We start from the raw sequence: 23,394 nt of genomic DNA on the forward strand, positions 1-23,394 counted from the left end.
CCCGTCAGCGCACACCACCACCGCGCCCCACCGCGCGCCCCGCCAAAAAACCGATCAGAACCAGTGCACGCAGTACGGGGCACGCTCCGCCCGGAACAGCGCGTCAGCACGAGCGGCCACGCCCACCCGGTGCGCCCGGATGTGCCCGGCCCGCACCAGCACGCTCGGCAGGGTGCCACCGAGACAGATCGACCCGAGATCACGCACGTCCAGCGACAGATCCGGCTCCCGGCCGGTCGGCACACACTCGGCCTTGCCGTCCCGCACGGTCAGCAGATACCGCCCCCGCTCCCCCAGGAACGAATCGTCCACGTCCAGGACCAGCTCGCCGTCGGCGAACCAGCCCCGCGCGGTCAACGCCCGCGGGACGTCCAGCAGCCGCACCCACAGCCACTCGCTGTCATCGGTCACCTGACCGGCCCGGAAATCCGCGAGCTGCCACCGCAGCGGATGATCGACCGGCATCCGCTTGAACAGCACCTGCGGCACCAGATCGTGCCCGAGCACGAACCGCACCAGCGCCGCGTCCACACCGTCATCGGCAGTGACGACCTCGTCGACGATCAGGGTGTCGGCGTCGTCGAGCGCATAGCTGACATACCCGTCGGGCACCCCGTCCGCATCCCGGTGCACGGCGACGTGCCGCGGCGCCGAGGACACCGGCGACTGCCCGGCGCCATTGGCCCACCACCGGTGCGGCCGCGACAACGCACCGGGCTGCCCGCGACGGTACCGGTCGTACACCTCCTCCAAGATCTCACCGCAATCCGCGCGCCGCAGCAGCTCGATCGACCCGGCCGAGCCACCGGCCCCCTCGGCGCGGCGAAGCCCGCCCGATGCCGTGGCACCGTCAGCCGCTGCGCGTAGGTCGCCGGCCCGTAGCCGAACCTGCCGTAGATCGTCGCCTCGGTCGCCAGCAGCACCGCGAGGAACTCGCCCCGCGCCCGGAACTCGGTGATCTGCCGTCGCATCATCGCGGTCAGCACACCCTGACGGCGGTGCGACGGCAACACGCCGACGCCGGTCACGCCGGCGGCCGGGGCGACGATCTCACCGGGCAGGGTCAACTCGAAGGAGTACGCGCCCGCGGTGCCCACCGGCCGCCCGTCACTCGTCACCGCGAGCAGGTTGCGGTCCATCTCGTATGCCGACCACAGATTCCCGGCGCCCTCGGCCGGGCCGTCCCGGAACCGCCCGAACGCCGCGAGAATCGTGTCGACGAAGACCTCAAGGTCCTGCCCGCTGGTGGAACGAATCTCCATGTGACGCTGCTGCCTCTCCGCGCTGCCGGGTCCACGAGCCGTGGTGTCCCGCCACCATGGAGTCGCCCTCGAACCAGGTCAATCGATTTAGCGGCGTTCCCTCTGTCCCCGGAGCCCGCACACCCGCACCTCTCCTCAAGAGGCGCCTGAATCTTTTGGTTCTGGTCGGCGAAGCCGTCGTTTCGAGGGTTGTCGTGCGGCTCGCCGCACGATCCCTAAGGCATCCTAGGAAGTTAGGATACTGGCTTGCTGCACAGCACGTCCGGATAGGTCAGGTAGCCCAGGCTCTGCCAGAACCGCAGGCCGGCCTCGTTGTCCGGCCGAACCAGCAGGTTGATCCGCGGGCAGCCGAGCGCCCGGAACCGTACCTCCAGTTCGGCGATCAGCCGGGTGGCGACCCCGCGCCGCCGGTGTCCCGGGTGGACGCCGAGCCGGAAGATCCAGCCCCGCCGCCCGTCGTAGGTGCCCAGCACCACGCCGGCGATGTCCTCCCCCGCCGCAGCCACGAGGAACAGCTCGGGATCACGGACCAGCTTCGCCTCGAGTTCGGCCCGGGACAGAACGTCGGCGCCGGACTGCCGCCACACCTCGACGACCCGGTCGTAGTCGCTCCACCGGAACTGCCGGATGTCACTCACGCGAAAACCCTCCCCCATGATCGGTCTCCGGAATTCGATCATGGGGGAGGGTTTTCCGCGAAGAGCCGGTGGTACGGGGACGCGCCGCACCACGCCTAGAGCATCCTAGGAATCCAGCCTGATATCGATCAGCTGGTGGCGTCCCTCAGCATCTTCTGGTGGCCGGCCAGGATCGGCGCGGCCTCGGCGGCGACCTGCTTGATGCTCGCGTCACTGCCCCGGGCCACCTGGGCGTCGGCGATCCGCTTCGCCTCCTGCTGAAGTTCCAGCTGGGTGGAGAGATAGAGCAAGTCGAACGACCCGGCCGACGCGGCCTGGTAACGCTCGGCGACAGCGATTTGCTCGGCGTTCGGGGTGGCGTTGAGCTTGAGCTTCAGCTTCCGGGCGGCCTCGGTGATCTCCGCGTTGAGCCGGATGTGATCGACCATGAACCGCCCGGCGATCTCCTTGACCTCGGCGTTCGTGGTCCTGGTCCAGGCGATGCGGCCCTGCGCGATGCCCGCGAGGTTGATCTCGTTGGCAGCCTGGAGGAAGGCGGTGTCCTGGGTGGACGGCTCCGCGATTCCGGTGCGGAGGGTGTCCACGGCGAGGCCGGGCGAGCCGCCCGCGACTACCCGTGCAGGTGAGACTGCGCCGGCTGCGACCGGGCCGACTGCGACTGCGGCTTCCCATGCGGGTGAGACGGCGCCGGCTGCGGCCGGGCCGACTGCGACTGCGGCCGGCCCGCCGAGGGCTGGGGTGAGGGCGGCCGCGCCGGTCAGCGCTGGGGCGCCGCCTGCCTCCGAAGCAACCGGACCGGCGGCGGGTTCGGCGAAGGCGGGTGTGGCTGCCAGAGTGGCGGCGCCGCCGGCGGCTACTGATGCGGCCGCGCCGACGGCGACCATGATTCGTCGAAACAGCATGACCCGGAGCCTAGCTACGACAAATACTCACATTCCCGTTTTGCGCCCTCGGAGAATCCGCCTCCGGACACCGCCCCGCAACACCGTTGTAATGGGAGCGCTCCCATGTAACGATGTCGCTCAATCTCCCTCTTCTCCCCCCGAAGGAGCCCGCTCGTGCGCGCTCTCCCCCGCCTGGCGTTGGCCGCTCTGACCGCCGCGGCAACCGTCGCCGTCGTCAGCGCGACCGCCGACGCCGCCGCAGATCCCGCCCCCATCACCGTACTGACCAGCGACTTCGAGGACGGCACCGTCCAGGGCTGGGCCGGTCGCTCGGCCGAGACGCTCGCGCCCAGCACCGCCGTCGCGCACGGCGGCACGAACAGCCTGCTGGTCAGCGGCCGCACCGCCACCTGGCAGGGCCCCTCCCTGGACGTGTTCGGCACCTTCGAGAAGGGCACCGCCTACACGATCTCGGTGTGGGTACGGATGGCGTCCGGCTCGGACAACGCCCGCCTGAGCGTGGAACGCCACACCGCCGGTGTCGCCTCCTACGACCAGGTCGTCGGGAACACCGCCGTGACCAGCGGCGCCTGGGTCAACCTGACCGGCCGCTACACCCTCGCGGCCGACGTGGACCTCCTGCGCGTCTACGTGGAGACCGCGTCGACGACCGAGTCGTTCCACATCGACGACGTGACCGCCGCGTATGTGCCGGCGCTGCCGGTGCAGACCGACATCCCTTCGGTGAAGGACGTCGTCACCGAGTTCCCGGTGGGCGCCGCGATCACCGGCGCGGAGACCGTCACCGAGCACGGCCGGCTTCTCACCAAGCACTTCGACTCGGTGACCCCGGGCAACGCGCTGAAGTGGGACGCCACCGAGCCGACCGAGAACACCTTCACCTACACCCAGGCCGACCCGCTGATGGCCTTCGCCAAGGCCAACGGCCTCGCCGTGCGCGGGCACACCCTGGTCTGGCACAACCAGACACCGTCGTGGGTGTTCACCGGCGCGGACGGCCAGCCGATGACGGCGACCGCCGAGAACAAGACGCTGCTGCTGGGCCGGCTGGAGAACCACATCCGCAACGTGGCCGCCCACTACGGCACCGACATCGGCGTGTGGGACGTGGTCAACGAGGTGATCGACGAGAGCCAGCCGGACGGCATGCGCCGCAGCACCTGGTACAACGTGACCGGTCTTGACTACATCCGCACCGCGTTCCGGGTGGCCCGTGAGGTGGCGCCGCACGCGAAGCTCTACATCAACGACTACAACACCAATGTGCCGGCCAAGCGGGACTTCCTGTTCACCCTGATTCAGCAGTTGAAGGCCGAGGGTGTGCCGATCGACGGCGTCGGCCACCAGATGCACATCAACATCAACTGGCCGTCACTCGTCGATACTGAATCAATGTTGACGAAGTTCATGCCACTCAACATCGATCAACAGATCACCGAGATGGACGTCAGCATCTACACCAGCAACAGCGAGACCTTCCCGACGCCGCCCGCGGACCGGCTGCTCAAGCAGGCGTACGTCTACCGCGACATGTTCGCCCTGTTCCGCCGGTACAGCAGTGAGATCACGTCGGTCACCCTGTGGGGCCTCGCCGACGACAACACGTGGCTGGACACGTTCCCGGTGACCCGCAAGGACGCGCCGCTGCTGTTCGACACCCGGTTGCAGGCCAAGCAGGCGTACTGGGGCGTGGCCGACCCGACGAAGATCGAGACCTCCGCGAGCCCCTCGCCGAGTGTGAGCGCCAGCGTGTCACCGAGCACGAGCACCAGCACCGGAACCGGATCCTGCGCCGTCACCTACCGGGTCACCGGCAGCTGGCCGGGCGGCTTCCAGGGTGACGTCAAGGTCGCCAACACCGGCGGTGTCGCGCTCGGTTCGTGGAAGCTGGCCTGGCAGTTCACCGGCGGTCAGCAGGTCAGCCAGCTGTGGGGCGGCGCCGTCACCCAGTCCGGCGCCGCGGTGACCGTCACCAACGCCACCTGGAACGGCAGCCTCCCGGCCGGCGGCTCCACCTCGCTCGGTTTCCTCGGCAGCTGGACCGGCAGCAACCCGGTCCCGGCCGCGTTCACCCTGAACGGAACCACCTGCACCGTCCTCTGACCGATCACCTCTGCACAGGCGATTGCCGAACGGCATCGCCGCTACCGGTTCGCCGACGGGCCGACCGCAAGCAAGCCCGGCGGAACAACGTCACCGCCTGGACCATCGGTTGAGGGGCCGGCCGGGAAAGCGTGCCTCAACCGCCGAGTCGCCGATTTTCGTCCCGGCGGCGGACGAGCATGATCATCCGGTACGCCCGGAGGCCGCCCCTGGTGGCCTCCGGGATGCGCCGATAGGGCACGATCGGTGAGGTGCACTACGTAACGGCGACAGCGATCGATGTGACCGGAACCTGGCCCGTGCGGGTCGAGGTGCACCTGGCCGAGTCCGACGGTTCGGCCGCCGTCATCCTGGGGCACGCGCCCCTGCTGGACATCGGTGACGTCCGCGGCTCCCGGCTGCCCACCGCGCTCGACCTGCGCTGCGACGTGGTCGGCCGGGACGACGACCACACCGTGCTGATCCGGCTCGGGCACGGCGCGACCGACCGGCGAGGCCGCGACACGTTCCGGGTGGCGGCGGAGGCCGTACGGTCGGAGACCCCGGGTGAGATCTTCGAGCGCCTGCTGCTGAACTATCACGTCGATCCGCACACCGTCACCGACGTCGAGTCGGCGTGGCTGGCGTTCACCGAGTTCGTCCAGACCGGCTTCGACGGTCTCGGTGACGACGGTTTTCGTGTTCAGTGGGGCCGCTATTCGTGGGCGGATCGTACGGCCATGCTGAGTTTCGCCCGCCAGTTCACCCTCCCGGCACCCGGCGGTCCGGCTCTCTGGCAGGTGAGCCTCGACATGCGGTTCGCCGGCTTCCACACGCTGGCCACCGGCGACACCGGCTTCGACCACACCCCACCGGGCCCGGCGCGAGCCGCCGCGCTGGCCGCCGTCCGTGCCACCGTTTCCGACAACCCCCACCTGTACGACCTGTGGCGAGCCGTCCCCCGCCATGCCGCGCTGACCTTCGACCGGGCCGCCTGACCAGGGTCACGACGCCGGCCCGGCACCCTGGCTCTCCCCGGGCCACGCGGGCGACGGGCCGGAGCCACGCCCGCCGCCCTGACCTCAACCACACCGCCGACAGAGGAGTAGGGGCCGGCGCGGCGCCCGGTTTCGAACCGCGCCTCCTGGCCGAGCACCGAGAAGCCGAGCGGCCAGCGGCGGCGGCCAGCGGCGGCGGCCAGCGGCGGCGGCCAGCGGCGAATGGCCGCAGGCGCGCTGCCCAGCAGTGGCCGGGTCAGGCCGGCAGAGCCGCGGGCCGACGAGCCGGTGACGCGGCCACGGCAGGACAGCGCGACGCGGCGGAACGGCGGCCGGGAGGGCGGCGATCAGCCCCAGGTACGGCTGTGTGCCTGGTGGGAGACGGTCACCGGATGGGGCGCCTCGATCCGGTCCCACCACCGCGACCGGGCCGTCCCGCGCACCGGACGGACTTCACCCGCCACGGCGATCAGGCGTTCGGCCGCGCGTACCGCCCGATGCCGAGGTGTGCGGACGTCGAAGACCGCTCGCACCGACGTCCGGCGAACGGGCAGCAGACGCACCCCGGCCGCGGCGGCGCGGGTGACGAACTCGCCCGGCGTGCAGGCGAGCCGGCTGACGTCGGCGTGCACGATGTTGGTGTCCGGCCGTTCGACGACGAAGTGCGGCGACTCCGCCAGCACGGACGCGAAGAAGGCGGCGCCGGCGTGGTCCTCGGCGAGGCGTGCGCTGTTGTGGCGCAGCGCCCACAGTGCGGCCGCGGCCATCGGGCCGGACTGGTGCAGGGCTCCGCCGTACCACTGGCGGTAGCGGCGGGCCGTGCCGATGAAGTCCTCGGTGCCCAGCAGCACCGCGCCCATCGGCGCGCCGAGCCCCTTGGTGAAGCTCAGCGTCATCGCGTCGTTGGTGTGGCCCCAGGCGGCGGGGGTGGTGCCGGTGGCCGCGACGGCGTGCATGATGCGGGCGCCGTCGAGGTAGACGGCGATGCCGTGGTGGGTGCTCCAGTGTTTGACGTCGGTGAGCAGCGCCAGCGGGTAGACACGGCCGCCGCGGCCGGACACCGTGTTCTCGGTCCACACCAGGCCGGTGGCCGGCTGTTCCGCGATCCAGCGGGCGCGGTCGCCGATGGCCCGGGCCGCGGTCTCCGGGCGCAGGAACCCGTCGGTGGTGGTGACGGCGTTGACGGCGACCCCGGCGAGGGCGGCGGCGGACGACGCCTGGTGGACGTTGAGGTGGTGGCCGGCCTCGCACAGCACCTCGCGGCCGTGGCCGGCGAGGATGCGCAGCGCGATCTGGTTGCTCATCGTCCCGGACGGCATGAACAGGGCGGCCTGTTTGCCGAACAGGGCCGCGCAGTGATCCTCGAGGGCCCGCGTGGCGGCGCTCTCGCCGAACCGGTCGTCGCCGTGGTCGGCGGTCATCATGGCGTGCAGCATCGCCTGTGTGGGACGGCTCATGGTGTCGCTGCGAAGATCAATCAACTCCACGGACATGTCGGCTCCCCGTTCGTACTGGCCTCCCTTGTCTGATCGGCGGGGAACGCCGCTGATACCGCGGACCACGTCGTCCTGCCGGTAGGGACTTTCTTCGTAATCCGGTATCAACCGCGGGATCGCCGTGATCCTCAGGGGGTGAACGAAAGCTTCGACGTGACCGATCTCGTGGCCGCGGCCGTGGACGGGGACGAGGCGGCCTGGAAGGACCTGGTCGCCCGGTTCACGCCGCTCGTGGCGTCGGTGGCGCACGGATTCCGGTTGCACGGCACGGACGTCGACGATGTCGCCCAGACGGTGTGGCTGCGGCTGCTGGAGCACCTCGGTGAGCTGCGCGAACCCCGCGCCCTCCCGATGTGGATCATCACGACCAGCCGGAACGAGTGCCTGCGGCAGGTCCGGGCGACACAACGGACCCGGCCGTACGATCCCCTCGCCGACACCCACGCCGGGGACGAGCCGCTCTCGGCCGCCCCGGCCGGCGACCCGGACGAGCACCTGATCCGGGTCGCCCGGCACCAGGCGCTGCTCGCGGGCCTGGCCGTGCTCCCGGACCATCAGCGTGAGCTGCTGCTCCTGCTGATCGAGGATCCGCAGCCGTCGTACGCCGAGATCAGCCGGCGGCTGAACATCAGGATCGGCAGCATCGGGCCGACCCGGGCACGGGCCCTGGAACGCCTGCGCGCATGCCCGCACATCAGCGGAATGGCATAGAACCGACAGCCGGTAACGACCAGGAAGAGGTGGCGGGTCATGAGCACGACCGACGAGGAGGCCGACGACATGCTGGTGGGCGAGCTGGCGGCGGCGATGCGGGAGTCCGGGCACCTGACGGAGAGGGTACGGGCCGCCGGCGCCGTGTGGACCTGGCGCGGCATCGACGAGGAACTGGAGCTGGCCGGGCTCACCTACGACTCGCTGATCGACGCCGGCGCCTCGGTGCGCTCCGGCACGGCCGGGAACCGGACCGTGCTGTTCACCGGCGAGAGCGCCGAGGTGCAGGTGGAACGGGACGCCGAGCAGCTGATCGGACAGCTGATCCCGCCCGGGCCGGGCCGGCTGACGGCCGAGGGGGCACAGGGGCCGACGGCCGAGGCGCAGATCGACGAGGTGGGCTGTTTCAGTGTCGACGTGCCGGTGGGCGAGCCGTTCCGGCTGCGGGTGGAGGCCGGGCCGGTACGGCTGAGGACCGACTGGATCAGGATGTGAGCGGAGCCAGCCCGGCGCCGAGGCAGACGAACCCGGCCGCCGCCGCGAGAGCCGGCCCGCCGTCGTCGCGGGTGCGTTGCTGGGCGGCGGCCAGCGCCTCGGCCGGGGACCGCCCGGCGGCCAGCCCCGCGTGGTAACCGTCCATCAGGGTGGCCGTCTCGGCGTCGGGGACCGGGATCACCGGCGCGGTCAGGGTCGGGGTGCCCTGGCCGAGCAGCGCGGTGGTGAGCCCGAGGACCTCCTCGCCGGCCACCGGCTGGCCCCGGCCGGCGTCGCAGGCGGCCAGCACCACGTGCTGCGGCGGGCGTTCCAGAAGTTCCAGGTCGTAGACGGTGAACGGGCCGTCGGCCAGCCGCAGCGCCGAGAAGAGCGGGTTGTCCGACCGCAGGTCGCCGTGCGCGGCCACGTGCACCAGCCGGGCGCCGGCCATCGACGCGGCGACCCGGTCGGCGGCGGCCGCGTCGCCGAGCAGCCGCACCGCATCCGGGTAGCGGCGGGCCACCGCCTCGGCCTCGCGGCAGGCGTCACGCAGCCCCGGTCCGGCGACCACCAGCACCGGGCCGGGCCGATCGGTACGGCGGTGGACCGCGTCCAGCCACAGGCGGGCCGACGGGACCACGGTCACCGGCCGGCCGGCGCAGGACGGCAGGATCGACCACGGCAGGGACCGCAGCTGTTCGCTGGGCGCCAGCACCAGGGGCCGGTCGCCGAGCCGCAGCGGCCGCAGCAGCGCCCGGTCGAAGGTGGCGGCGGCACGGGCCAGCACCGTCCGGGCCGCGGCGGCGCTCGCCGCGGTGGTGTGCTCGCTGGCCAGCCGGTGCAGGGCGAACGGCAGGTGGCGCAGGCAGCCGGTCACCTCGGTGAGCGGACCCAGCCGGTGCAGCCGGGTCCGCCCGGACACCACGGTCACCGCGTGCAGATGGTCGTCCAGCTCGACGTACTCGACCAGGGCCGCGTCGCCGAGCCGGGCGGCGAGTTCCGCGATCGCCGGTGGGCCGGGACGGGACGGGCCGGTCCCGCAGCCGTCGGTGCGGCGGCAGTGGTCGCGGATCTCGCGTTCGAGGGTCACCTGGCGATGGGTCAGGGCCGGGGTGGGGCCGCCCGCCTCCATCGTGGTCATCGTGGCCCGCAGTTCGGTGAGCAGCGCGGCCAGCGCCGGGTCGCGGGGCGGGCGCACCGGGCGCGGGACCGCGGTGATGCCCCGCCGCCGTTCGGCCCACCGGTACACCGCGCGGGGGCTGCCGTTCTCCAGCGCGAGGTCCACCCCGAGGCGGGCGAGCGAGCCGCGGTGGGCGGACATGTGCGCGCGCAGCTCGGTGGCGCCGAGCAGAGCCTGCTGGTCCTCGAGGATCCGCAGCCCGGCCGCCACGGCCCGCAGCGCTCCGGAGCGGTGGCCGTCGGCGCGGCGCAGCATCGCCTCGGCGAGCCAGGCCCGGGCACGCGCCTCCGCCGGGCCGGCGGACCGGGCCCGGCTCGCCTGTTCCAGATCGGCACGAGCCTCGGTACGCCGTCCGCGGTCCAGCGCCAGCAGTCCGGCCATCAGCCGCGCCTCCAGCGCCGGCACCAGCCAGCCCGCCCGGGCGAGGTCGTCGGCGCAGCGGCGCGCCTGCGCGGGCGTCACACTGCTGCGGTCGCGGACCATCCGCACCTGCAGCCGGGCGTGCCGGGCCAGGGCCAGCAGCTCCCGGCGCGCGGCCCGGTGGAACTCCCGCGCCGCCTGCCGGGCCGCCTCCTCGGCCGCCGGGAGATCCCCCTCGACCAGGGCCACCGTGGACAGCAGCAGCCGTGCCTCGGGCAGGTTGATCCGGCGCTGCTCGGCGTACGCGGCGACGGCCGCCTCGGCGGTGGCCCGGGCCTCGCCCACGAGCCGTACCGACAGCAGCAGCCGGGCCCGGTCCACCAGCAGCGACCCGACCCGCATGTCGAGCCGCCGGTAGTGCTCCTCGGCCCGGTCGAAACTGGCCAGCGCCGCCGGCACCTCACCGCGGCCGGCGCGCAGACAGCCGAGATTCTGCTCGGCGTACGCTCGCGGCAGGTCGAGCCCGTGCCGGACGCACAGCTCGATGGCGGTCAGCAGGTCGGCCTCGGCCGCGGCGAACGCCCGCCGTTCGAGGTGCAGCAGACTGCGGTTGTTGAGCGCGCGGACCTCCCACTGCACGTCACCGGCCCGGCGCAGCACCGGCAGCGCGGGCCGGACCGCGGCCAGCGCCTCGTCGACGCGGCCGAGCTCCTGCAGGATCGCCGCCTGCTGAACCCGGGCCCGCGCGGCGGCAGGCCCGTGCAACTCCCGCAGCGCGGTGGCGATCTGCCGGAACGCCGACCCGGCGGACCCGCTGAGCGCCAGCGCCGACGCGAGACTGGTCCGGGCCTCGCCGGCCAGGGTGGTCGCGCCGGAGCGCCGGGCGAGCGACACCGCCGCACGCAGCCGGGTGACGGCCTCGTCGAGGTCCCGCAGTTGCAGGGCGGCCACGCCGAGGGCGCGCTGGGCGACGCTGCGCCCGATCCGGTCGCCGGTGGCGCGGGCGGCCCGATCGGCGGCGTGGGCCAGTTGCCGCGCGCGGGCGGGCTCGACGGCGGCCAGCCGCAACGCCTCCGCGGCGTCGGCCGCCACCACGATCTCCGCTTCCACCTGTTGCCCCTTCCGGCAACGCCACGCCTCGTCCCGGTCCGGGCCGGCCCCACCGCCGGCCGGCCCTGGGAGCGGCCAGAAACCTGCCCGCCGGCTCCCCGACCAGCCGCCGTCAGAGCTGCCACCACAGTCCGCCCGACAGGCCCCAAGATCAGCCGGTTCGAGGGCCGCTCCAGCGCTCTGGGCCGGCCCGGGACGGGAGGGCCGGCCGGTTGTGGAAGTCCGGCAGCTCCCACGGCCGGCGGGTCGAGCCGGGTGGCGCCGGACCGCGGCCGTGACCGGGGCCGCGGGATGACGACCCCCCGGCGACACGATCGCGTCCGGCGGAAAAGGCCGGGCGTTAACCGTACAAAATATGTTTAATCTGGATTTTATGACTTCTGTTGCCGAGCCGACCCAGGTGGTCGTCGCGCTGCCACACCTGGGGATGGTGCTGACCGCGCTGGACGAGGCCCGCGAAAGGGCCGGGAGCGACCCGGGACGGCTGCACGCCGGCGCGCAGACCAGTGACGCGCTGGAGCTGGCCCTGGTGACGCTGCCGGATCCGGAACGGGCGGCCACGGCGCTGGAGTCCTGGGCGCAGATCGGCGGTGACCGGGGCGGGCCGCCGCTCGACCGGATCCTGGCGGCGGTGCGCGCCGGGTTCGGACGGCAGTACTGCGGCTGGTCGCCGTTGCTCGGCAAGAACCGGATGGTCGGCGAGGTGCACGGCCGCCAGAGGTCCGCAGCGGCCCCCGCGTCCGCGGCGACGCAGGACGGACGGGCTGCTGGGATCCAGGGCCGGACGGCGGGTGGATCGGGGGCGGCGCCCGCCTCCGGGGAGGTGTCGCACGGTGGCGGCGGCGCGCCGGTGGCGATCGCGCGACCGGCGTGGGCCGACCGGCCGGGCGCGACCCCGAACGGCGTCGTCGTCGGGCTGATCGACACCGCGATGGTGAACCACGACTACCTGACCGGGGCGTGGACCGGTCCCTATCCGGGCGCGGGCGACGGCCGGCCGGTGCGTGCGGAGGCCGGTCACGCCACGTTCATCGCCGGGCTGGTGCGCCGGCACGCCCCGGCGGCGACCCTGAGCGTGCATCCGGTGCTGGACGGCACCGCCGACGCCTGGACCACCGCCCATCAGATCGTCGCGGCGGGCCGGGCGGGTGCGGACGTGCTGAACCTGTCGTTCGTCTGCTACACCGACGACGGCGACGGGCCGCTGGTGCTGGCGACCGCCCTGGAGCGTCTGGGCCGGGACACCGTGGTGGTGGCCGCGGCCGGCAACCACGGCTATCTGGCGGACGGGCGGGATCATCAGCCGGCGTTCCCGGCTGCGTTCCCGAACGTCGTCGCGGTCGGGGCGGAGGGCGCCCCGTTCAGCGCGAAGGGCCCGTGGATCACCGCGCTGGCGCCCGGCACCGATCTGGAGAGCACCTATCTCAGCGGCACGGTGTCGGTCTGGGAGGATCCCGACGGCGCCGGGCCCGCTCCGGCGACCAGGCACGACAAGACCTTTCAGGGGTACGCGCGGTGGAGCGGGACATCCTTCGCGGCAGCCGTGGTCAGCGCGTTGATCGCCGAGCGCACCGTGCCGGGCCGGATCAGCGCCGCCGAGGTCGCCGCGGAACTGCTCGCGCCCGCCGCCGAGGGCAAACCCGCCCGTCTCGGCCCGGCCTGACCCGTTCGGCGACGACATCCCGGCCGGGAACACGCGTCACCCCGCGCGGACGAGATCAGCCGCCGAGGTCCGGCCCGTACCGGCCTCGCGGGGTGACCCGATAGGTTCTGCCACATGAATCGATGGTGGTTGTGGGCGGTCGGGGGCGCCGGAGTGGCCGCCCTGCTGGTGGCCGGGTGGAAGACGTTCTTCTCCCCCGATCCGGGCGCCGCGCTCGTCGTCATGCTGATCGCCGGCGGCCTGCTGCTGCTCAGCCCGTTCGTGCTGCCGCACCTGGAGGCGCTCCTGGTGGGCGCCGGCGGGTTCGAGCTGCGGCTGGTGCGGCAGATCGCCCGGCACGGCGCCCCGGGGACCGCGCGGCTGCTCGACAACACCGAGCTGGCCGAGATCGCCGAGGCGTACGGGGTGATCCACACCCAGCTCGTCGGCGGCACCTACTACACCGTCCGCAAGCAGGTCCAGGACCACCTGCTCACCCGGGCGGCCGCGTTCGCCGGCCAGCGCACCTTCGACCCGGCGGAGATCAGGGCGGTCTTCCCGGTGGCGTCCGGGCCGGTCCGGGTGCTGCTGCTCGGGCTCATGCAGGGTGACCCGCGGCTGGTCGACGCGGCGACCCTGACCAGCGCGATCAGTGTCCCGGTCACGGCCACCGAGCAGCACCAGGCGCTGGTGCTGGCCGAGGCGAACCTGCGCCGGTTCACCGAGGCCGAGCGGGCGCCGCTGCTGGCCGCCGTGGACGCCGCCGACCTCGGCGCCGACGACGGCGACCGCCGCAAGATCGTCGACCGGATCAAGGCGGCACACTGATCCCATGCCCTTTGCCGTCTTCGACGTCGACGGGGTGGTCGCCGACGTCCGGCACCGCCTGCGCCACGTCGCCCGCCCACCGAAGGACTGGGCCCGGTTCTTCCGGGCCGCCGACCGGGACCCACCCCTGACCGAGGGGACCGACCTGGTCCATCACTACGCCCGTGACCACGACCTGGTCTGGCTGACCGGGCGGCCCGAGTGGCTGCGGCCGGTCACCGAGCGCTGGTTCGCCCGGCACGGGCTGCCCGCCGGACGGCTGCTGATGCGCCCCGACGACGACCGGCGGCCCGCCCGCGACTACAAGCTCTCCCAACTGCGCCGGCTGGCCCGCGACGGCGCGATCGCGGTGATCGTCGACGACGATCCGGCGGTCGTGAAACGCCTGAAAGCCGAGGGACTGCCGGTCCGGCTGGCCGACTGGGTGCCCTACGAGCGCTCACTGCGACAGGCTCAGGAACGCGACGGCCGTACCTGAAGTTATGGTTGCGGGGTGGCGGCCGGTGGCCGCCACCGTTTCGTGAGGGGTGTGGATCGGTGAGTCAAAGCGTGCTGACATCGGCGGCGGGAGTCGCTGCCCAGGCGGCGCGACGGCGTACGTTCGCGGTGATCTCCCACCCGGACGCCGGCAAGTCGACGATGACCGAGGCGCTCGCCCTGCACGCGCGAGTGATCGGCCAGGCCGGCGCGGTGCACGGCAAGGGTGACCGCAAGGGTGTCGTCTCCGACTGGATGGCGATGGAGCAGCAGCGTGGCATCTCGGTCACGTCGGCGGCGCTGCAGTTCTCCTACGGCGACACCGTCATCAACCTGCTCGACACGCCCGGTCACGCCGACTTCTCCGAGGACACGTACCGGGTGCTCACCGCCGTCGACAGCGCCGTGATGCTGCTCGACGCGGCGAAGGGCCTGGAGCCGCAGACGCTGAAGCTGTTCGAGGTGTGCCGGCAGCGGGCCATCCCGGTGATCACGTTCATCAACAAGTGGGACCGGCCCGGCCACGAGGCGCTCGCGCTGATGGACGAGATCGAGCAGCGGATCGGGCTCAAACCGACGCCGCTGACCTGGCCGGTCGGCATCGCCGGGCACTTCCACGGCGTCATCGACCGGCGCACCGGGGTGTTCACCCGGATGCAGCGCTCCCCCGGCGGCGCCGACCTGGCCATCGAGGAGGAGATGGCCGACAGCGAGGCCGCCGAGCGGTACGGGGCGGAGTGGGTCACCGCCAACGAGGAGCTCGAGCTGCTCGAGATGACCGGCGCCGACCACGACCAGGCGACCTTCCTCGGCGCCACCAGCACGCCGGTGCTCTTCGGGGCGGCGGTCGCCAACCTGGGCGTACGGCAGCTGCTCAACATCCTGGTCGAGCTGGCGCCGCCGGCCACCGCCCGGCCCACCGTGTCCGGTACCGACCAGCCGGTGGACAGCGGGTTCTCCGGGTTCGTGTTCAAGATCCAGGCGAACATGAACAAGGCGCACCGTGACCAGGTGGCGTTCATGCGGATCTGCTCCGGCCGGTTCGAGCGCGGCATGGTCGTCACCCACGCCGGCACCGGGCGGCCGTTCACCACCAAGTACGCCCAGCAGGTCTTCGGCCAGGGCCGCGACACCATCGACGAGGCGTTCCCCGGCGACGTGGTCGGCCTGGTCAACGCGACGGCCCTGGGCATCGGCGACACCCTCTACGCCGACAAGCCCGTGCAGTATCCGCCGCTGCCGTCGTTCCCGCCGGAGCACTTCGCCGTCTGCCGTACCGACGACACCGGCGCGTACAAGCGGTTCCGCCGCGGCATCGAACAGCTCGACGGCGAGGGCGTGGTCCAGGTGCTGCGCTCCGACTCCCGCGGTGACGGCCTGCCGGTGCTGGCCGCCGTCGGGCCGATGCAGTTCGAGGTCGCCAGCTTCCGCCTGGAGTCGGAGTTCGGGGTGAAGGTGCATCTCGACCGGCTGCCGTACGAGATCGCCGCCGTCACCGACGCCGACGGCAAGGAGATGCTGCGCGGCGAGTCCCAGGTCGAGGTGATGACCCGGGTCCGCGACGGCGCGCTGCTGGCGGTGTTCGCCCACCGGTGGCGCATGCGCACGGTGGCCGGCCGCCATCCGGGCCTGAAACTCGACGCCCCGCTGGACGCCGGCCTGTAGCGGGTTCTCTCCTGCCGGAAGCGGAGCGGCTCGCCCGGATCGGCCGGGCGAGCCACTGCACCACTTACTTCTTCTTGGACTTCTTGCTCTTCTTGTCTTTCTTGTCCTTCTTCTTGTCCTTCGCCATGGCGGCACTCCCTTCACCAGGTGACCCGGGCGGGATCACACAACGCGCACGATCGGAGACCGTGAGCGACGATTGCCGACCGTAGGGCACGAAGATGAACAACCTGGCACCTCAGGGCCGGTACGCCCGGCCGCCGGCTCGCCTGACCTGGGGCCGCGAAGGTGAATGTGAGATGTACGTCACCCGAACGGCGAATGCCGCGCAGATGGACCGGACACGTGTGATCCGGATGCGCTGGCGAGCCGCGGCGACGATAGGGTTCGGCGATGGCTGACGCTCGACCGATCACCTTCTACGGCACACCGGTTCTGCACCGGCGCTGTGCCGACGTCACCGTCTTCGACCAGGCGCTCGGCGCGCTCATCGACGACATGTTCGCCTCGATGTACGCGGCCTCCGGGGTCGGCCTGGCCGCCAACCAGATCGGCGTCGACGCGCAGATCTTCGTGTACGACTGCCCGGACGCCGACGACGTGCGGCAGAAGGGTCACGTGATCAACCCGGTGATCACGTCGCTGTCGGCGGAGCTGGACGACGGCACCGAAGGATGCCTGTCGGTGCCCGGCCCGCGCGCGTCGGTGCCCCGGGCCTCGGTCGCCACCGTCACCGGCGTCGATCTGGCCGGCGAGCCGATCACGGTCACCGGGACCGGCTATTTCGCTCGCTGCCTGCAGCACGAGACCGATCACCTCAACGGCACCCTCTACGTCGACCTGCTGCCCGGCGCGCAACGCGACGACCTGCTGCGCGAGGCCGGTCTCACACCGCCGTCCTGAGATCCGATCGCGGCCGGCCGACGTGGTGGACGCCACAGGATCTGCGCCGAACTGTCACGCCGCTGTCATCTGACGGGGACAGGACCGCCACGACCGGCATGGATACTTCCGTTTCGAGGTCGTGCGGAGGCCTTGTTCACGTATCGGGTGGCGGCGTACCGGTTCGGGCGCCGTCACCCGATCGTACCGGTCGGGAAACGTGGCGGTGACGGCTGTGCGGGCAGCGAGAAACCGGGCTCCGCATCGTCGGCGCGGATCTCACACAACGCGGCCAGCAGCCGGGCCGACGGCGCGGTGAAACAGAGTTGCACTCCCTGCAGGCCGGCCCGGTGCTGGGCGGCGCTGAGCGCGCTCAAGCCGGCCCGGTCGATCGGCCCGGCCGGCGACAGATCCACAACGATCCGGTCATGGCAGGTGACCGCCCAGGCCAGCACGTCGCGCAGCAGCGGCACGGCCGCCGCGTCGACGTCTCCCCGCACGGTGACGACTGCGGCGCCGTCACGCTCGTCGATCCTGATCGTGTCCGGAAAGCCGGTGACCGGCTGTGCCATGTTCCTGGTCCTCTCGCCTGCGGTGAGGACGAGGTTCGCCGGGCCACATGGCGATGACCACACGGGTTGATGTCAGTTGTTTGACGAAAGCCGGCGCTGACGGTAGACCCCGAGGCCGATCGCGACGGCCACGGTCACGCAGGTGATGGCCACGCCGACGGCGCCCCAGACGACCATCAGGACGGAGAGGCCGGCCCAGACGAGAGCGCCGGCCACCGCGAGAATGGACAGCAGCACTCGTTTCGGGATCATCCGGACCGGGCGGGCCAGGGACGGGTCCTCCGCGGCCAGCTTTCCGACGATCTCCTCGAACTGTCGGCGTGTGTCTCTGGTGGACAACGTCGTCACCGCCCATCGTTGCGTGGACCTTGCTCATCCATGCATACCCCGTTTCGGCAACCACCCGCATGGCTCGCGGCGAACGGTTTTCACGGCGGATCGATCAGAACTCGATAGTCCGCCGCGGTCAATGGCTCCTCCGTGACGGCACCGTTACCGTCGGGCACCTGCAGCCGCTGCCCGGCCCGCAGGAACGTGACCGCGGCGATGCCGGTGCGGGAGGTGAGGGTGCAGACGATCTGGCCGTACGCGAGCGCCTCGACGACCCGGCCGGCGCCCTCCTCCGGCGCCGCGATCTCGACGGCCGCCGTGGTGCTCCCCGCCGGAACGGTCACCGTCAGCGCGGTGGCGGCCAGCGCCGTCGACAGGCCCTGCGCCCGCTCGGCCGGGGTCGGGCCGGTGACCAGCAGGTCAAGCTGGCGTTGCGGGCTCAGCGGCGTGCCGGACCGGCGAACCGTCTCGACGAGCCGCTCGTCACGGGTCAGGCAGATCACCTGCGCGACCTCCCCGGCCGGTTCGGCGGCGGTCGCGGAGACCGTCGCATTCAACGGACGCCGCGGCAGGACCACCGGATGAGGCTCGTCCTGAGCCGGCACCCCGCATCCGCCGAGCAGCACGAGGCCGGCCAGAACAGCGCCGAGCCCGCGCCCGGCGGCCCGCAACAGGCCGGCCGGCGGACCATCGGCCCCGCGCCCGGCGCACCGCACCGAGCCGGCCGACGGACCATCGGCCCCGCACCCCGCGCACCGCGACGGGGCGACCGCCGGAGCGACGAGCCAACCCGCGTCCCGGCGCGACGGGGCGGACCGGGGGCGTACCCCGGTCATGCGTCGAATCCCGGGAAGGTCATGCGGAAGCGTGCTCCGCCGCCGGGCCGCTCGGTGACGTCCGCGTCGCCGCCGTGGGCGGCCGCGTGGCCGGCGACGATGGCCAGGCCCAGGCCGGTGCCGTCGCCGTCGCCGCGGGCATTGGCGGCCCGCCCGCGGACGAACCGGTCGAAGATCGTCGGGCGATCGTTCTCGGACACTCCCGGGCCGGCGTCGTCGACCTCCAGGTAACCGGGGCCGACCCGGACGGCGATCGGGCCGCCGCCGTAGCGGACCGCGTTGTCGATCAGGTTGCCGAGCGCCTGCTCGACGCGGCGCTTGTCGACCGACCAGGTCGCCGGGGTGCCGGGAACGGTCTCGACCAGGTCGCCGGGCAGGTCGCGGGAATGGCAGATCCGCCGGGCGAGAGCCGGCACGTCGACCGGCTCGCGGTGGGCGGGCTGGTCGGTGCGGGCGAGTTCGAGCAGGTCGTTGACGAGCGCCTGGAAGCGGCTGATCTCGGCGGTGACCAGGCCGACAGCGGCGCCGGCACGCTCGTCGAGCTGGTCCCGGCGCTTGTCCAGGACGCTGGCGGCGGCCTCCAGGGTCTGCAGCGGGGAGCGCAGCTCGTGGCTGACGTCGGCGGCGAAACGGCGGTCGCGTTCCAGGCGGCGGGACAGCTGGTCGGCCATGTCGTTGAAGGCGGCGGAGAGCGGGGCGAGATCAGGTTCGGTCGCGGGGTCGAGACGGGTGGTCAGGTCGCCGCCCGCGATGCCGCGGGCGGCCTCCGCGACGGCGGTCACCGGGCGCAGCGCGTGGCGCGTCACATACCACCCGACGGCTGCTCCGGCGGCCGCCACCATGATCGCGACGGCGGTGAGGACCAGGGCCAGGGTCTGCAGCGTACGCTCCAGCTCGCCCAGCGACACGATCTCGTAGAAGACCGCCGCGCCGGCCAGGGGCACGCCCACGATCAGCGCGGGCCGGCCGTCGCGGCGGATGCGCTGCGCGCCGGCCTCACCGGAGGCGGTCATCTCCTGCAACCCCGGTGGTACGGCCGTGTCGACGGCCAGGTCGGCGCTGCGGGAGTGCCAGCGTCCGTCGAGGTGCAGCAGCACGTAGCGGTCGGTGCCGGTGTCCAGCGACTGGAGCACCTCCAGCACGTCCGGCGCGGGGCCGCCGATGCCCGCGCTGACCACGGTGGCGTCGTAGTAGGTGGCCCGGACCGCGGTCCGCTCCCGCTCGGCGAACAGCGTGTTGCGGACCGACTCGTAGGACACCAGGCTGATGCAGGCCGACAGGATCAGCGCGCCCAGGGCGAAGGCGGCGCTGACCCGGGCCCGCAGACCGATCGGCCTCATGGCTGCAGCTTGTAGCCCAGGCCGCGCACCGTGACCAGGTGCCGCGGGCTGCCGGTCTCCCGCTCGATCTTCTGCCGCAGCCGGCCGACGTGCACGTCCACCACCCGCTCGTCGCCGAACTCGTGGCCCCACACCCGCTGCAGCAACTGCTGGCGGGAGAGCACCAGGCCGGGGTGGTCGGCCAGCTCGCACAGCAGGCGGAACTCGGTGCGGGTCACGGCCACCACCTCGCCGCCCAGCCGGACCTCGCCGGCTTCCGGCCGTACCTCCAGATCGCCGAACGTCAGCACCGATGTCGCCGGCGCCGTCGTCTGACCGGCCGACCGGCCGCGGCGCCGCAGGGCCCGCAGGCGGGCCGCGAGCTCCTTGACCTTGACCGGTTTGACGACGTAGTCGTCGGCGCCGGCCTCGAGCGCCGCCACGATGTCGTGGGTGTCGTCGCGGGCGCTGACCACCACGATCGGGACGTCGTCGTCGCGGCGCATCCGCCGGATGCACTCGTAGCCGTCCATACCGGGCAGCATCAGGTCGATGAGGACCGTGTCGGCGCGGTGGCGGCGCTGCGCGGTCAGGCCCTCCTCGGCGGAGGCCACCGCGTGGGCCGTATATCCCTCGTCCTCCAGGGCCATCGCCAGGGACAGGCGGATCCGGTCGTCGTCCTCGATCAGCAGTACCGCGCTCATGCGCTCAATCCTGTCGCGCGTAACGACGATCGGCCCGTTTGTCATGGAACTGTCATGGTGGCGGGAAGGTTCCGCAGATCGGGGCGGGCAGTCTGGCGGTCGTCGAGCGAGGAGGGGGTCCACGATGACCGGGCTGAGTCTGATCGCGGCCGTGACCGTCGGCGCCGTCATCGGTGGCGCCGCGCGGATCCTGGCCGCCCGGTGCCGTACCGCGCCGTGGTGGTTGCCGCTCGCGGCCGGAGTGGCCGCCGCGGTGCTGGCCACGGTGCTGGTCCGGATGGCGGCCGCCGGCGGTCCCGGGCCGACCCTCGTCGAGTTCGTCCTGCAGGTGCTGTTCGCGGGCGCCGGGGTGACGCTCGTGGCGCTGACCGCCGACCGGCCGGCCCCCGCGTCCGGGAAGACCCGATGACCGGGCCTGCCGAGGTGATCCGGGACGTCGCGGGAGCCCGGGTGGTGGTGCTGCCGGCCGATCTGGACGAGTCGATGGCCGACCGGCTGCGGCCGGTGCTGATCGAGGCGGCCGAGGCCGGCCGGGACCTGGTGATCGACATGGGCGACGCCGCGACCATCGACCCGGCCGGGCTGGGACTGCTGGTGCGGGCCCACCGGGCGGCCCGGCAGCACGACGCGACACTGTGCCTGGTCGCGCCGTCGCGGTTCGTGCTGACCGTGCTGCACACGATGCGGCTGGACGGGGTCTTCCCGATCTTCCCGGATCAGCGGACGGCGTTGTCGGCGCCGATCCGGCCGGCCGCGGTGGCGTGACCGGCAGGGTTGTTTCAGGTCCTGGGGCCCACCCGCTAATCTTTGGCACGGGTGGCGAGCCTTCCGGCACGCTCCTCAGTGAGCGGGTGCCTGATGACGACTCTGACAGCGCAGTTCGACGTGCCGATCGGTGTGGACTCGCCGGGCACGTGCCGGCGGGCGGTTCTCGCGGTGCTCGCTGTCTGGGGTTACCAGCACGACGACTGGGTGGCCGACGCGTCGGTGGTGGTCAGTGAGCTGGTGACCAACGCCGTCCAGCACGGCGCCGGGTCGGTGCAGATCAGCCTAGAGGCGTATGGTCCGCACGTCGTCTTCTCGGTCGCCGACGGGTCGTCGGTCGTGCCGCGCCGCCGCGAGCCGGACGGGCGGGGTGGGCGCGGCCTGGTCCTGGTCGAGGCGCTGACCCGCCGGTGGCATGTCGAGGAACACGAGGGCGGCAAGCGGGTCCGGGCCGAGCTGCGGCTCTACCCCGACGCCGACGGGCCGCCCCCGCCGCCGGGCAGCGCCCGGGAGGATCCACTCCAGGCCTAGGCCCAGGGCTCGATCGCGGCGATGGCGGCCGCCTCCTCGGGGTCCGGCTCGGTGGTGTCGAGGAAGGCGCGCAGCACCTCGACCGCCACGTCCGGCGCCAGTCGTTTCAGGCTCATGGCCAGCACGTTCGCGTCGTTCCAGAGGCGGGCGCCGCGGGCGATCCACGGATCCCAGGCGAGCGCCGCGCGGACTCCGGGCACCTTGTTGGCGGCGATCGCCGTCCCGGTGCCGGTCCAGCACATCACCACGCCGTAGTCGGCGTCCCCGTCGACGACCGCCTGCCCCACGAACCGGCCGAGGTCGGGCCAGGAGGGCGACCCGTCCGGCCGGATCACCTCGTGCCCGTCCCCGGCCAGGGCGGCGGCCACGGCCCGGGTCGTCTCGTTCTCGTCGTCGGTGGCGAACGCGATCCGCATCCGGCAACCCTAAGGTCTCGGCCTCCGCCGATCCGGTGCGGGCCACGCCGGCACCTGGTCCTGACGGGACTGCGCGCGGGCGTGGTGGGCCCGGTACTTCGAGCGGTTGCCGCACGTGGCCATCGAGCACCAGCGGCGGGCGCCGGCCTTGGACACGTCGTAGAACCGCAGCACGCACTCCGGGTTGGCGCAGCGGCGCAGCCGGGACGGGTTCGTCTCGAGCAGCCGCAGGTAGTGCTCGGCGGCCTCCCACGCGGGGCGCCAGCCGGGGGTGTCGGTCTCGATCACGGTCTCCGGGCCGGCCTCGCCGAGCAGCCGCCGGAACCGGCCGTGCCGCAGCGTCGCGTTGAGCATCTCCCGCGCGTGCTCCGCGCCGGTCTCGGCCAGCTCGTGCAGCGCCGCGCGCGTGGCGAGCAGCGCGTCCAGGGTCTCCGGGGCGTCCGGCGCCACGCCGGCCAGGCCGGCGGAACGCAGCCAGATCCCGAGGCCACCGGGCATCGCCAGCAGGTCGTACGGCCCGTCGTCGCCGATCCAGCGGGTGTTCATCAGGTCCAGTGGCAGGGGCTCCCCGATCAGGGGGCGGGGGTCCACCGGTGTGCTCATCGTCGCCGTCCTCTCGTCGCGGCCCCATTTCACCACGAACAACGCTCTAACCGGTTAACTTAGTTTCACGGGTTGTCGATCCGATTGCCAACCGCTAAAGTTCCCTTCACCGGTTACCTCGGCCACCCAGTCGGAAGGACCACCATGGGGACCTCGTTCAGCACCGGCCACATCGGCCTCAACGTCACCGACCTGGACCGCTCGCTGCCCTTCTACACGCGGGCCTTCGGCCTGCAGGTCGTCGACGAGGGCCGTGACGAGGACCGGCGGTGGGCCTTCCTCGGGCACAACGGCGACCTGGTGCTGACCCTGTGGCAGCAGAGCGACAGCGGCTTCTCCCCCACCACGGCCGGGCTGCACCACCTGTCGTTCCGGGCCGGGTCACTCGACGACCTCGCGGGGGCCGAGCAGGTCCTGCGGGAGCTGGGCGCGGAGTTCGTACACCAGGGGGTCGTCGCGCACGGTGAGGGCGCCGCCTCCGGAGGCCTCTTCTTCACCGACCCGGACGGCGTACGTCTGGAGATCTTCGTCCCGAGCGGCGCCGAACGCGCCCCGGCACCGGCCGGGACCGCGCCGACCTGCGGATTCTTCTAGCCGGAAAGGCTTGT

At 72.6% G+C, this 23,394-nt stretch carries 27 protein-coding genes; 13 read left to right on the forward strand and 14 right to left on the reverse strand.

Annotated features, from left to right (window positions below; genetic code table 11):
- Positions 1–54: 54 nt before the first annotated feature.
- The 4 genes from BM290_RS49225 to BM290_RS47495 form a co-directional block, all read right to left on the reverse strand.
- On the reverse strand, positions 55–660 hold the full coding sequence (locus tag BM290_RS49225; protein WP_239143660.1) for a sterol carrier protein domain-containing protein: 606 nt from the start codon (positions 658–660) through the stop codon (positions 55–57).
- The gene (locus BM290_RS49230; RefSeq protein ID WP_218163301.1) at positions 564–1,262 is read right to left on the reverse strand and encodes a GNAT family N-acetyltransferase; all 699 of its coding nucleotides are present in this window, start codon (positions 1,260–1,262) and stop codon (positions 564–566) included. The genes BM290_RS49225 and BM290_RS49230 overlap by 97 nt, the downstream gene beginning before the upstream one ends.
- A gap of 233 nt (positions 1,263–1,495) precedes the next feature.
- Positions 1,496–1,900, reverse strand: a complete 405-nt coding sequence (locus tag BM290_RS24135; protein ID WP_239143659.1) for a GNAT family N-acetyltransferase — start codon at positions 1,898–1,900, stop codon at positions 1,496–1,498.
- A gap of 128 nt (positions 1,901–2,028) precedes the next feature.
- Positions 2,029–2,802 (reverse strand): DUF4142 domain-containing protein, encoded by a 774-nt coding sequence (locus tag BM290_RS47495; protein WP_143133914.1) that lies wholly within the window; start codon positions 2,800–2,802, stop codon positions 2,029–2,031.
- 156 nt (positions 2,803–2,958) lie between these two features.
- On the opposite strand from BM290_RS47495, the gene BM290_RS24145 reads away from it, so the two are divergent.
- Positions 2,959–4,908 (forward strand): endo-1,4-beta-xylanase, encoded by a 1,950-nt coding sequence (locus BM290_RS24145; protein WP_093617805.1) that lies wholly within the window; start codon positions 2,959–2,961, stop codon positions 4,906–4,908.
- Between the two features lie 251 nt (positions 4,909–5,159).
- The gene (locus BM290_RS24150) at positions 5,160–5,885 is read left to right on the forward strand and encodes a hypothetical protein (RefSeq protein WP_143133915.1); all 726 of its coding nucleotides are present in this window, start codon (positions 5,160–5,162) and stop codon (positions 5,883–5,885) included.
- A 347-nt stretch (positions 5,886–6,232) separates the two neighbouring features.
- Here the strand turns inward: BM290_RS24150 and BM290_RS24155 are convergent, their stop codons facing one another.
- A complete protein-coding gene (locus BM290_RS24155) occupies positions 6,233–7,378 on the reverse strand; it encodes a threonine aldolase family protein (RefSeq protein WP_093617808.1) in 1,146 nt (381 codons plus the stop codon).
- A 138-nt stretch (positions 7,379–7,516) separates the two neighbouring features.
- Between BM290_RS24155 and BM290_RS24160 the strand changes: the two genes are divergently transcribed.
- Entirely contained in the window at positions 7,517–8,092 is a 576-nt protein-coding gene (locus BM290_RS24160) for an RNA polymerase sigma factor (protein ID WP_093617810.1), read from the forward strand.
- Between the two features lie 39 nt (positions 8,093–8,131).
- Complete coding sequence (locus tag BM290_RS24165; RefSeq protein WP_093617812.1) at positions 8,132–8,587, forward strand: hypothetical protein; 456 nt, start codon at positions 8,132–8,134, stop codon at positions 8,585–8,587.
- Here BM290_RS24165 and BM290_RS24170 read toward each other — a convergent pair.
- Positions 8,577–11,216 carry a CHAT domain-containing protein gene (locus tag BM290_RS24170; protein ID WP_093617814.1) on the reverse strand — a complete coding sequence of 880 codons (2,640 nt, stop codon included), beginning with the start codon at positions 11,214–11,216 and terminating at the stop codon, positions 8,577–8,579. The two genes, BM290_RS24165 and BM290_RS24170, sit on opposite strands and share 11 nt — an antisense overlap.
- Positions 11,217–11,589: 373 nt before the next feature.
- Here BM290_RS24170 and BM290_RS24175 point away from each other — a divergent pair, with 373 nt between their 5' ends.
- From BM290_RS24175 to BM290_RS24190, 4 genes are all read left to right on the forward strand, one after another.
- Positions 11,590–12,879, forward strand: coding sequence for a S8 family peptidase (locus tag BM290_RS24175; RefSeq protein ID WP_177319875.1), 1,290 nt, complete (start codon positions 11,590–11,592; stop codon positions 12,877–12,879).
- Positions 12,880–12,993: 114 nt separating this feature from the next.
- A complete protein-coding gene (locus BM290_RS24180) occupies positions 12,994–13,686 on the forward strand; it encodes a hypothetical protein (protein WP_143133916.1) in 693 nt (230 codons plus the stop codon).
- 4 nt (positions 13,687–13,690) lie between these two features.
- The gene (locus tag BM290_RS24185) at positions 13,691–14,164 is read left to right on the forward strand and encodes an LNS2 domain-containing protein (protein ID WP_093617820.1); all 474 of its coding nucleotides are present in this window, start codon (positions 13,691–13,693) and stop codon (positions 14,162–14,164) included.
- 59 nt (positions 14,165–14,223) lie between these two features.
- A complete protein-coding gene (locus BM290_RS24190; RefSeq protein ID WP_093617821.1) occupies positions 14,224–15,828 on the forward strand; it encodes a peptide chain release factor 3 in 1,605 nt (534 codons plus the stop codon).
- 64 nt (positions 15,829–15,892) lie between these two features.
- Here the strand turns inward: BM290_RS24190 and BM290_RS48560 are convergent, their stop codons facing one another.
- Positions 15,893–16,057 (reverse strand): hypothetical protein, encoded by a 165-nt coding sequence (locus BM290_RS48560; RefSeq protein ID WP_177319876.1) that lies wholly within the window; start codon positions 16,055–16,057, stop codon positions 15,893–15,895.
- Between the two features lie 164 nt (positions 16,058–16,221).
- Between BM290_RS48560 and def the strand changes: the two genes are divergently transcribed.
- Complete coding sequence (gene def / locus BM290_RS24195; RefSeq protein WP_093617823.1) at positions 16,222–16,731, forward strand: peptide deformylase; 510 nt, start codon at positions 16,222–16,224, stop codon at positions 16,729–16,731.
- 173 nt (positions 16,732–16,904) lie between these two features.
- Here def and BM290_RS24200 read toward each other — a convergent pair whose 3' ends face one another.
- The 5 genes from BM290_RS24200 to BM290_RS24220 form a co-directional block, all read right to left on the reverse strand.
- Positions 16,905–17,282, reverse strand: coding sequence for an STAS domain-containing protein (locus tag BM290_RS24200; protein ID WP_093617825.1), 378 nt, complete (start codon positions 17,280–17,282; stop codon positions 16,905–16,907).
- A 72-nt stretch (positions 17,283–17,354) separates the two neighbouring features.
- The gene (locus BM290_RS24205; RefSeq protein WP_093617827.1) at positions 17,355–17,630 is read right to left on the reverse strand and encodes a DUF3040 domain-containing protein; all 276 of its coding nucleotides are present in this window, start codon (positions 17,628–17,630) and stop codon (positions 17,355–17,357) included.
- Positions 17,631–17,710: 80 nt separating this feature from the next.
- A complete protein-coding gene (locus tag BM290_RS24210; protein WP_143133917.1) occupies positions 17,711–18,448 on the reverse strand; it encodes a GerMN domain-containing protein in 738 nt (245 codons plus the stop codon).
- Positions 18,445–19,788, reverse strand: coding sequence for a sensor histidine kinase (locus BM290_RS24215; RefSeq protein ID WP_093617829.1), 1,344 nt, complete (start codon positions 19,786–19,788; stop codon positions 18,445–18,447). The genes BM290_RS24210 and BM290_RS24215 overlap by 4 nt, the downstream gene beginning before the upstream one ends.
- Entirely contained in the window at positions 19,785–20,471 is a 687-nt protein-coding gene (locus BM290_RS24220) for a response regulator transcription factor (protein WP_093617831.1), read from the reverse strand. The genes BM290_RS24215 and BM290_RS24220 overlap by 4 nt, the downstream gene beginning before the upstream one ends.
- A 124-nt stretch (positions 20,472–20,595) precedes the next feature.
- On the opposite strand from BM290_RS24220, the gene BM290_RS24225 reads away from it, so the two are divergent.
- The 3 genes from BM290_RS24225 to BM290_RS24235 all read left to right on the forward strand — a co-directional run bounded on the left by BM290_RS24225 (position 20,596) and on the right by BM290_RS24235 (position 21,767).
- Positions 20,596–20,880, forward strand: coding sequence for a hypothetical protein (locus BM290_RS24225; RefSeq protein WP_093617833.1), 285 nt, complete (start codon positions 20,596–20,598; stop codon positions 20,878–20,880).
- Positions 20,877–21,236, forward strand: a complete 360-nt coding sequence (locus BM290_RS24230; protein WP_093617835.1) for an STAS domain-containing protein — start codon at positions 20,877–20,879, stop codon at positions 21,234–21,236. Before BM290_RS24225 ends, BM290_RS24230 begins: the two co-directional genes overlap by 4 nt.
- 93 nt (positions 21,237–21,329) lie before the next feature.
- Positions 21,330–21,767, forward strand: a complete 438-nt coding sequence (locus BM290_RS24235) for an ATP-binding protein (RefSeq protein WP_093617837.1) — start codon at positions 21,330–21,332, stop codon at positions 21,765–21,767.
- Here BM290_RS24235 and BM290_RS24240 read toward each other — a convergent pair.
- Both BM290_RS24240 and BM290_RS24245 read right to left on the reverse strand, forming a co-directional pair.
- A complete protein-coding gene (locus BM290_RS24240; protein ID WP_093617839.1) occupies positions 21,764–22,183 on the reverse strand; it encodes an RpiB/LacA/LacB family sugar-phosphate isomerase in 420 nt (139 codons plus the stop codon). The genes BM290_RS24235 and BM290_RS24240 overlap by 4 nt on opposite strands.
- A 9-nt stretch (positions 22,184–22,192) precedes the next feature.
- Complete coding sequence (locus tag BM290_RS24245) at positions 22,193–22,786, reverse strand: CGNR zinc finger domain-containing protein (protein ID WP_093618468.1); 594 nt, start codon at positions 22,784–22,786, stop codon at positions 22,193–22,195.
- 144 nt (positions 22,787–22,930) lie between these two features.
- Between BM290_RS24245 and BM290_RS24250 the strand changes: the two genes are divergently transcribed.
- Positions 22,931–23,380 (forward strand): VOC family protein, encoded by a 450-nt coding sequence (locus tag BM290_RS24250; protein WP_093617841.1) that lies wholly within the window; start codon positions 22,931–22,933, stop codon positions 23,378–23,380.
- Positions 23,381–23,394 lie beyond the last annotated feature (14 nt).

Source organism: Actinoplanes philippinensis, from assembly GCF_900113015.1.
In the GTDB taxonomy this organism is placed as follows: Bacteria; Actinomycetota; Actinomycetes; order Mycobacteriales; family Micromonosporaceae; genus Actinoplanes; species Actinoplanes philippinensis.